At 46.1% G+C, this 9824-nt stretch carries 8 protein-coding genes and 1 pseudogene; 6 read left to right on the top strand and 3 right to left on the bottom strand.

The features are described from left to right. Positions 1 to 165: 165 nt before the first annotated feature. Entirely contained in the window at positions 166 to 1185 is a 1020-nt protein-coding gene (locus V7Q33_RS22605; protein ID WP_333821393.1) for an FAD:protein FMN transferase, read from the bottom strand. A gap of 174 nt (positions 1186 to 1359) precedes the next feature. On the opposite strand from V7Q33_RS22605, the gene ruvB reads away from it, so the two are divergent. From ruvB to V7Q33_RS22590, 3 genes are all read left to right on the top strand, one after another. Next, complete coding sequence (ruvB, locus tag V7Q33_RS22600; RefSeq protein WP_331979894.1) at positions 1360 to 2391, top strand: Holliday junction branch migration DNA helicase RuvB; 1032 nt, start codon at positions 1360 to 1362, stop codon at positions 2389 to 2391. A gap of 154 nt (positions 2392 to 2545) precedes the next feature. Continuing rightward, on the top strand, positions 2546 to 4123 hold the full coding sequence (locus tag V7Q33_RS22595; protein WP_333821392.1) for an FMN-binding glutamate synthase family protein: 1578 nt from the start codon (positions 2546 to 2548) through the stop codon (positions 4121 to 4123). Between the two features lie 88 nt (positions 4124 to 4211). Then, positions 4212 to 4718: a hypothetical protein gene (locus V7Q33_RS22590; protein ID WP_331979898.1), complete on the top strand. Its 507-nt coding sequence runs from the start codon at positions 4212 to 4214 to the stop codon at positions 4716 to 4718. A 47-nt stretch (positions 4719 to 4765) separates the two neighbouring features. On the opposite strand, the gene V7Q33_RS22585 is transcribed toward V7Q33_RS22590, so the two are convergent. Further along, the gene (locus tag V7Q33_RS22585; RefSeq protein WP_331979900.1) at positions 4766 to 5833 is read right to left on the bottom strand and encodes a hypothetical protein; all 1068 of its coding nucleotides are present in this window, start codon (positions 5831 to 5833) and stop codon (positions 4766 to 4768) included. A 172-nt stretch (positions 5834 to 6005) separates the two neighbouring features. Between V7Q33_RS22585 and V7Q33_RS22580 the strand changes: the two genes are divergently transcribed. Genes V7Q33_RS22580 through recO form a run of 3 tightly spaced genes read left to right on the top strand, consistent with a single transcriptional unit; the run spans position 6006 to position 9567 of the window. After that, complete coding sequence (locus tag V7Q33_RS22580; protein ID WP_333821391.1) at positions 6006 to 6608, top strand: thymidine kinase; 603 nt, start codon at positions 6006 to 6008, stop codon at positions 6606 to 6608. Next, positions 6605 to 8878: a type IX secretion system anionic LPS delivery protein PorZ gene (gene porZ, locus V7Q33_RS22575; RefSeq protein WP_333821390.1), complete on the top strand. Its 2274-nt coding sequence runs from the start codon at positions 6605 to 6607 to the stop codon at positions 8876 to 8878. Before V7Q33_RS22580 ends, porZ begins: the two co-directional genes overlap by 4 nt. A 23-nt stretch (positions 8879 to 8901) precedes the next feature. Beyond that, positions 8902 to 9567, top strand: coding sequence for a DNA repair protein RecO (gene recO, locus V7Q33_RS22570; RefSeq protein WP_333821389.1), 666 nt, complete (start codon positions 8902 to 8904; stop codon positions 9565 to 9567). A gap of 2 nt (positions 9568 to 9569) precedes the next feature. Here the strand turns inward: recO and V7Q33_RS22565 are convergent. Next, positions 9570 to 9824, bottom strand: a pseudogene (locus V7Q33_RS22565) (XRE family transcriptional regulator); the annotation flags it as partial.

Genomic DNA, 9824 nt, shown 5'->3' with positions numbered 1-9824 from the left:
GGAAGAATATGAATAACAGTGATGGCAAAAAGATACGATCCTGCAAATACAAGCAAGAGTCTGAAGTTGGTTCCCTTGCCTTTTGGAACTAGATATACCAGAAGGCCCGAGAGCAGCGGTGTGAGGAAGAGTACAAGTAATTTAAGTGTCATGTAAATATATAATTCAGCGTTCCAGTGTGATTCTGTTTTTTATACCGGCAGTAATGAAAGTTTCAATCGGCCCGGTGAGCGTGGAGTACATTAATATAGCATCCAGGTCTTTTCGTTTGCTCAGCAATTTGATAGCTTGTGTATGCCCCATTACCATAAAGGCAGTGTCCCACGCATCGGCAGTGGTGCAGTCTTTGGCAAAAACGGAAGCACTTAACAATGGCAGGTCGGCCGGATAGCCGGTTACCGGATCAATGGTATGCGAATATTTTTTGCCATCGATCTCCCGATAGTTGAAATAACTTCCTGCCGTGGTATACGATTGATCTTTTACTTCCGCGTAAGCTTTAAAGAACTGATTGTCGCGCGTAGAGTTGGGGTCCAGTATACCGATCGTCCAGGCTTTATTCTTCTGTATATTTTTACCGATCGCCATGCCTTCTCCTCCCAGTTCCACCAGCAGATTGGTAACACCTTTCGATTGTAAAAAAAGTGTGATCGCATCGGCGCCATAGCCCTGACCAATGCCACCAAAATCAAGTTGAACACGCGGGTCCAGTTTGATGAGGCTGTCTTTTGTGATGCGAATCTTTTGGAAGCCTACAAATTGTTTCAGGGAATCGATCTTTGCTTGTGTCACGTGAAACGATTTTCCCGGACCAAATCCCCAGGCATTTACCAGGGGCATTACCGTTGGATCGAAAGCTCCCTGCGATTCACGATAAACTTTTTCGGATGTATAAAGAATCGAGCGCAGGTGCGAATTGCTCAGCAAGATTCCTCGTGTTGATTTGTTGAATAACGAAACTTCAGCCGTTGGATCGTAGGTATTAATAGCGTGGTTCACTTCCCGAAGCACAGAATCCACCGATACTTTGTAATCTCTTCCGTGCTCATCGAAGTAAGTGATATGGTAGGTAGTGCCCATCGTGCGCCCTTCTATATGGAGGGCATCTGTTGGCTGATGCAAGGCCAGCGAACAGTAGAACAACATGACGATGAGCGAGTAGGTCATAAGTGAATCAACACGCAAGGTACACGTTAAAATGCAAATGCAACAATGTTGCTGATTTTGATTAACCCGTTTTGGGCTTAGACAGTTCGTTCTTGCATCGGTTTTTCTTCTTTGTAATTCAGCGAGCCGATAAAGTCGATCAATAGTTTTTTTTTATGACCTTTACCACAAACAATAAAGGACCACGATCCAATGCGCGAGGACTACCTGAAAAGTGATGGCGAAGGCTTGAATGCTACAGAGAAGGAAATTGAGAAGGCCCTTCGCCCGTTGTCGTTTGATGATTTTACCGGGCAGCAAAAGGTTGTGGATAACATCAAGATCTTTGTGGAAGCCGCCCGGCAACGCAGTGAGCCATTAGATCATGTACTGTTGCACGGCCCTCCGGGATTGGGCAAGACTACGCTCTCTAATATTATAGCCAACGAGCTTCAGTCCAATATTAAAATTACGTCAGGCCCGGTGCTCGATAAGCCAAGCGACTTGGCCGGCCTGCTTACGAACCTCGAGGCACACGATGTTTTGTTTATCGATGAGATACACCGGCTCAACCCCATTGTAGAGGAATATCTTTACTCTGCCATGGAAGATTTTCGCATCGACATCATGCTCGACTCCGGACCCAATGCGCGCTCCGTACAAATAGGGTTGAATCCATTTACATTAATAGGTGCCACTACACGTGCTGGTTTGCTTACCTCTCCGCTACGGGCACGCTTCGGTATAAATGCAAGACTGGAGTATTACGACTCGGAATTGCTGAAGAAAATCGTAAAGCGATCGTCAGCTATTCTGAACACACCAATTGAAGATGATGCTGCGTTTGAAATCGCCCGCAGAAGCCGGGGTACACCGCGTATCTCCAATAACTTACTGAGAAGAACCCGCGACTTCGCTCAGATAAAAGGCGATGGCACCATTACCAAAGCTATTGCCCAAATGGCGCTCAAGGCGTTGGATGTAGATGAGAACGGCCTCGATGATATGGACAATCGCATACTGCTTACCATCATCGAGAAATTTAAAGGCGGTCCGGTTGGTATCACGACTATTGCCACAGCCGTAGGCGAAGAAGGCGAAACCATAGAAGAAGTATATGAACCCTTTCTGATACAGGAAGGCTATATAAAGCGCACGTCCCGCGGAAGAGAAGCCACGGAACTTGCCTATAAACATTTAAAGATCGCCCGTCCCCCGGGCAGAAGTGCTGGACTCTTTGATTGAAATAGCTTTGAGTTGCTAGCTGTGAGCTACCAGAAGTGTGGGTGTGAGGATAGGGAGTGAGTACTCTCCCTCACACACATAACCCTTATACCCACACCTTCTAGAAACTAGTGGCTCGCAGCCAGCAGCTCTTTTAAAACTATATTTAATACGTATGAGAAAAATTTTTATCGTCAGCAGCATAGTGGTTACTGCGTTGCTTTTGCTTTGGGGCTATTTCTGGCTGCCGGCACTTTTCGGGTTTGTTATTGTGGGGCCGGTTATAGCGATGGGTATACAGGACATGGTGCAGAAGAAGCAGTCCATCAAGCGCAACTTTCCTGTTTTCGGTCGACTTCGTTATGTGTTTGAAGATATGCGCCCCAAGATTCAGCAGTATTTTGTGGAGTCGGATACCGATGGTTCTCCTATTAATAGAAACGACCGCTCTGTTATCTATCAGCGGGCCAAGAAGCAAGTAGATACTACACCCTTCGGAACACAACTCGATGTATATGCCGAAGGCTATGAATGGATGAGCCACTCCATTGTTCCGTTCGACTTCCATAGCATGAACCATAGTCCGCGGGTAATGGTCGGTAATAAAGATTGCAAGCAGCCATACTCGGCCAGTCTGTTAAATGTATCGGCCATGAGCTTTGGTTCGCTGAGTGGTAATGCTGTAGAAGCGCTCAACGCAGGCGCGAAAATCGGAGGCTTTGCACACAACACCGGCGAAGGAGGTATTAGTCCGCTGCACGTAAAACATGGAGGCGACCTGATCTGGCAAGTCGGTACAGGCTACTTTGGTGCACGCGATGAGAATGGTAATTTCTCTCCGGAAGCATTTAAAAAGAATGCGCTTCGCCCCGAAGTAAAAATGATAGAGCTCAAACTATCACAAGGTGCCAAACCGGGTCACGGAGGTATATTGCCGGCCAAGAAAAATACACCCGAGATTGCCGCCATCCGAAATGTAAAACCGGGCACTACAGTTTTCTCACCTCCCTATCACAGTGCCTTCCGTACGCCTTGCGAAATGGTAGATTTTATAAAACAGCTTCGCGACTTATCGGGTGGTAAACCTGTTGGCTTTAAACTATGCCTCGGTCGCAAGAGTGAGTTTATCTCTATCTGTAAGGCAATGGTACAGAAGGATATATACCCGGATTTTATTACGGTAGATGGTGGCGAAGGTGGAACAGGTGCTGCTCCTCCGGAGTTCTCGAACTTCGTAGGCATGCCGTTGCTGGAAGGGCTCGCCTTTGTGGATAACATGCTGAAAGGCTTCGACATCCGCCAGCATATAAAAGTGATCGCTTCCGGAAAGATACTCACAGGCTTTCACATGATACGTGCTATAGCACTCGGTGCCGACATGTGTAACAGTGCCCGAGCTATGATGATGGCTATTGGATGTATTCAGGCATTGGAGTGTAACAAGAACACCTGTCCAACTGGCGTTGCAACACAAGACCCTGAACTCATAAAGGGATTGGATATTGATGACAAGAAAGTGCGCGTAGCAAACTTCCACAAGTATACCATCGAAAGCTTTGTAGAATTACTGGCGGCAGCGGGGTTGGATGAACCTCGTAAATTGAATCGCCACCAGATAAGCCGCAGGGTATTTATGAACGAGATCAAAACGCTGGAAGAAATTTACCCTTCTATACCGGTTGGCTCTATGCTGCGCGATGTACCCGAACAGTATAAAAAGTCGTGCGAGTCCGCGAGTGCAGATAAATTCTGAAAAATTTTTATTTACTAACAGGTGATCTGCATTCGTTGGCTCACCTGTTTTTCTTACTTTTGGGAAAACTAATTTTTTCACCAGACCAGTGCTTCGTAAGTTTTTCCCACTCGACAAAAACTATGTTCTCGAAGAGGCACAACTGTCGCTGCAAAATTCCCTGCTCCAATACCTGGTAGACTATGTAAAGGTTGAGTACCTGTTACGTTTCAATGCATTGGGGCTGATGGACGAAACTGCCGAAAAAATTCAGCAACACTCCGGCTCAGACTATATGCAACTGCAGGAATTTTATATGAACCTGGCCGGTGTATATCGTTTTAAACACTATAGCGACAACCAGTTGGAATTTATTTTCGATGGTCGCGACCCGATGGAAAAATACATGGAAGAGTGGCCCGCCACATTCCGCCAGTGGGTAAAAGAATTTTGCCGCCACGAGCAATTCATACGCGCTATACTTGAACTCACTGTCTTCTATCCCGAAGACTATACGCCACAAATGGCCGGCCTCCGCCTGAGCACATTCATTACCAAATTTTTCGAATTAAAGATCGATAGCCAGAAAGGTATCGTGAAGGTCAAGGTTGCATGAACCAAGACTAGGACGCCATCAAGTACGAAAAAGAAAACCCCGCCCAATCAGGCAAATCTCTTCTCTACCAGCTCCATGAACTCATGGAATTCTTCGCTGTCGCGATCCCAGGTAGATGCATATTCTTCATCAATGTATCGCAAAGCTGTCTGAACATTATCAAGTTGATCGAGGCGATCTATCGCTTTGCTGAACAATTCAAAGTCACCGTGGAACAACACCTTCGTGAACATAAACTTCTGGTTGATCGTGAGACTGTCTTTGATCTTCATGATCTTCTTGAAGTTACCCGCCAGCATAGGCTTCGAGGCTTCATGACTGAGGCGATCGTTAAGACTTGACCCCTGCTGTATCGTATTGCTAACAGGTCTGTTCTGTTGAACCGGCTGCTGTTGTCGTGGAGGCGCAGTGGTAGTTACGCGCGGAGCTTCCGGTTGACGTACTTCCTGCACGGGAGCTTTCACAGGAGGAATCTGCGGAGTTTTGGATACATAGAAGCGCAACGGATCGAGTGGCACAACGGCCGAGAATTTTTCGATGTAATCGTCTACATCCTCAGGTGTGAAGTTTACTTCTTCGAGTATCTGATCGAGTATAGCAAATGCCTCATTGCCTGAAAGTTCCTTCACACCTTTTTCTTCCAGCTTCTGCAGCATGCGGTCGAGTGGTGCCTTGTTTACTTTCAGGTATTTTATCTCTTCGCGAAAAGGCTCTACTTCCAGTTTGTTGTTTCTGCCGGTAACGATCATCGAAAAGAAATCATACGGATCGAAAATTACCAGCAACGCATGGCTGGCAGCTTTCTTCAGGAGCGGAGCAAAGTGCGCGCGGTCTATAGCTATATTCTTGGAGAGAACGCCCATGAAATTTTCCAGGGCTTCTTTTACATCCGGATGCTCGTAATCGAAGTAAGCGCTTTTCAGCTTTTTGGTTTCTTCCTTCCAGGCGCGGAACAGCTCACGAATAACAAACAGATTTACCTGCTGAACGTTGCAAAGATTCAGAATCTCTGGCCCGCTGATCTTATCCTTCGAGGAGAAAAATCCTTTCAGAACATTTTCAGCATACGTATCTCCATAGAGGGCTATCGCTTCCAGACTTATCTTTTCATCCATGCTCGGTATTCGATTGATGCGTGTAACGGCCTTAAAGATATTAATTTGATGTGACAGATTTGTAAGATATAAGACTTTAGACACTAGATTTGACGTTGACTGACAATCTACTGGCTGGTTATGCCTCAAGTGACTCGCCAATTATATCGTAACCGATGCTTAATTTTAGCGAATGTTTATAGAACCCCACTTAGGAAGCAGGCGCGAACACGGACGCGGTGGATGGATCGAGGTTATTGCCGGTTGTATGTTCTCAGGCAAAACGGAAGAACTCATCCGCAGACTTAATCGTGCCATCATTGCCAGACAAAAGGTCGAGATCTTTAAGCCGGTAATTGATAAACGCTATCACGATGAACAAATTGTTTCGCACAACGCAAATGCTATCCGATCTACACCGGTAAACTTCGCCAGCGACATTCTGCTGCTCGCAGGCGATTGTGAAGTGGTGGGCATCGATGAAGCGCAATTCTTCGATGATGCCATTGTGGAGGTATGCAATACATTAGCTAACAGCGGCAAGCGCGTAATTGTGGCCGGCCTTGATATGGACTACGAAGGCAAGCCTTTCGGTTCAATGCCTTACCTGCTGGCTGTTGCCGAATTTGTAACAAAAGTTCATGCCATCTGCGCACAAACCGGTGAACTGGCATCGTTCTCCTTCAGACTTTCTCCCAACGATCAGCAGGTAATGCTCGGGGAGCGAAGAGAATACGAAGCGCGCAACCGCCAGACATTTATGGAAGGAATGAAAGCCAGAAAAAAGAACGGATGATCATGCGCGGCCAGTATATTTCTTCTCACGCTATAAACTCATCAGGAAGCACTTCACTTCACACGCTCTTATCCTTACTCCTTACTTCTTATTTCTTACTTCTTACTTCTCCTGTTTGTCTCGCCCAGCAAATCCCCATCGGCACCTGGCGCATACATATATCCTATAACGCCATTCAAAGTATAGCGCTGGACGATGCGCACGTCTACGCAGCCGCTGCCAACGGTGTAATGGCGCTCGACCGAAGCGACAAGAGTATAACCACCTTCTCGAAACTGAGCGGACTAAGCGGAACAGTCATTACCTATATACAGTACGATCCCGCAACCGAGCAATTGTTGATTGCTTATGATGATGGCAAGATCGATGTGATCAAAAATAATGTCATCACCCTGCTCGATCCCTTTAAGAACACTTCCATCACAACTTCAAAGCAGATCAACCATATAGCCTTGCACAATGGGCTTGCTTACCTCTCGGCTGATTTCGGGGTGTTGGTGGTTGACCTGGCACGATCGGAAATAAAAGAAACCTGGCGCGACCTTGGGCCTTCAGGTGAAACACTGAAGATTACCGCCAGCACGTTTAAAGGCGATAGTATATTTCTCTCTACCGCGCAAGGTATACTGGCTGGCTCGCTGCAAGACAACCTGCTCGACTTCAATAACTATAAACGCTTTGATGCCGGTACCTTTAGCGGAAGCATTCAATCCATCGCTTCGTTTAATGATATAGTGTATGCCGCCATTAACGGCTCCGGTATATATCGATATGCTGGTGGTAGCTGGACGCTTCAGAGTTACCTGACGGGAAGTACATTTCAATTTCTGAATGCTTCCACTAACAACTTATTGATTGGAGCAGACAGTAAACTCTGGCAGGTAAATGCAAGCAACGCCATTGCGCAGATAACAGACAGTAAAATTCAAGACCCGCTTTTTGCGCTGGAAGAAAACGGAAAACTTTGGGTTGGCGATGATGTAAATGGATTGCTTTCTAACATCGATGGTACCTTTACCAGTTATCTCCCGAATGGGCCAACACAATCTATAGCCTTTCGGCTGAATTATAGCGATGGTGTTATGCGCAGTGTTGCCGGTGGATATACTTCTGCCTTTGTAAAACTCAACAACCCGGGGGTGATCGATGAATTTACCAATGGTGTCTGGTCATCAAAAAATACTTCAGTTACCGACATTACAGATATAGCTACGAATGCATCTACAGGATCAATGTATGCAGCGTCTTTCGGCTGGGGTGTGGAAGAGCAAAAGAACGATGGATCAACGGTTGTCTATGATCAAACCAACAGCACGTTGGTGAACCTTAGTCCTCCAGGTAAATTTGTAAACATCACAGCCATCGAATCTTCAACCGATGGATTATGGGTGGCCAACTATGGTGCACTAAATTCCTTGCACCTGCTAACAAGCGACAACGCATGGCAATCTTTCCCCGCGCAAACTACTGCAGGCCGTTATCCGGTAGATATAGCGGTAGATCAATCAGGCTATGTATGGATGATAACCAACCCGACTCAGGGTGGAGGCATCTATGTATATGACAAAAGCAGCGGAGGCTATGAGTATATAACAGACCAGAGCGGAAACGGAGGATTGCCCAGCAGAAACGTGCGCTCGATTGCAGTAGATCGTGATGGACTTGTGTGGGTGGGAACCGATATAGGTGTTGCGTATTTCTTCGATCCTTCCAGCGATGCCGTGAAGCCTATATATGACAGTCGCTTTTTGTTGCGCGATGATAAGGTAACGGCTATAGCCATAGATGGCGGCAACCGTAAGTGGATGGGAACAGAGCGTGGCGTGTGGTTGTTTAATGCAACAGGCGAAGCATTGGTGTATAATTTCACCACCGATAACAGTCCGCTGCTCTCGAATGTAATCAGGGATATAGAGATCGATCAACAAACCGGTGAAGTATTCTTTGCTACCGATAAAGGAATCGTTTCGTTTCGCAGCGATGCTACCGCGAGCACGGGTTCATTTGAAACAGTTAAAATATTTCCGAACCCGGTAACGAGCACCTTTAGCGGAAGCGTAGGTATAAAAGGGTTGGCTACCGATGCCGTTGTAAAGATTACCGACATTAGCGGAAAACTCATCTGGCAAACACAGGCCAACGGCGGCACTGCCACGTGGAATGTGCAAGACTACAACGGGAGGCGTGCGGCCACCGGTATATATCTCGTTTTTGCAGCTACTGCTGATGGTGCTGAGAGTGTGGTGGGTAAAATTGCTGTGGTAGAGTAACCGATCATCTAAGGAAGTATACATTGTTACACAAGACGCGCGGAGTAGTTTTCAGGTTTACGAAGTATGGCGATACATCCATTATCGTAAATATTTTTACCGAGCTGTTTGGCATGCAAAGCTATATTGTGAATGGTGTGCGCAGCCAGTCGGCCAAAAGCAGAATTGCGCTATACCAGCCACTCACGCTGCTGGATCTCATTGTATACCATCGCGAGAATGCCAACATCATGCGCATTAAAGAAATCAAGTGTTTATATCCGTATCATGCCATTCCAACGGATATACGCAAGTCGGCACTGGCGATGTTTATAAACGAAGTGATCAACAAAACGATAAAGGAAGAAAGTCATGCACAGGAGTTATGTGAGTTTTTGATCCAATCATTGATAGCGCTTGATCAGCAGAGTAAAGTAGAGAATTTTCACCTGTTGTTTCTCATTAAACTCAGTCGCTTTCTCGGGTTTGGTGCGCAGAATAAAAATGAGATTGTGGCCGGACGTATAGCGTCACAGGAAGCGGAGGCTATGCTGGAACAGCTAGTATCGGCTGCTTACGATGCTCCGCTCGTTATTTCAAATACACTTCGCAGAGAATTGCTGGATGTGTTGCTGCGGTTCTATGCCGATCACATCGAAACACTGGGAGAAATGAAATCGGTACAGGTGTTGAGAGAAGTGATGAGTTAAAATTACTTTCCCTCCAGCATCTTCTTCAACAACGCAATCTTCTCTTCTTTCTCTTTCAACAAAGCTTCGTAGAGCTTCTTATTTTCTTGTACTTCATTTCGATATTCATCCAAGGGATTGAATGTACAGCTATAATTACTACCGTTGGACCCAGTAGCGTTATCGTAATTGTTTTGAATGTTGTTGATAACAGATTCTTCATTAAAGTTTTTAATCAGTTCGGAAGTAACGTTTAGCGCTTTGGCAATCCGTGCAAG

The organism is Ohtaekwangia sp., from assembly GCF_036786105.1.
Taxonomy (GTDB): Bacteria; Bacteroidota; Bacteroidia; order Cytophagales; family Cyclobacteriaceae; genus Ohtaekwangia.
This window is presented reverse-complemented; position numbering and strand designations above follow the sequence as displayed.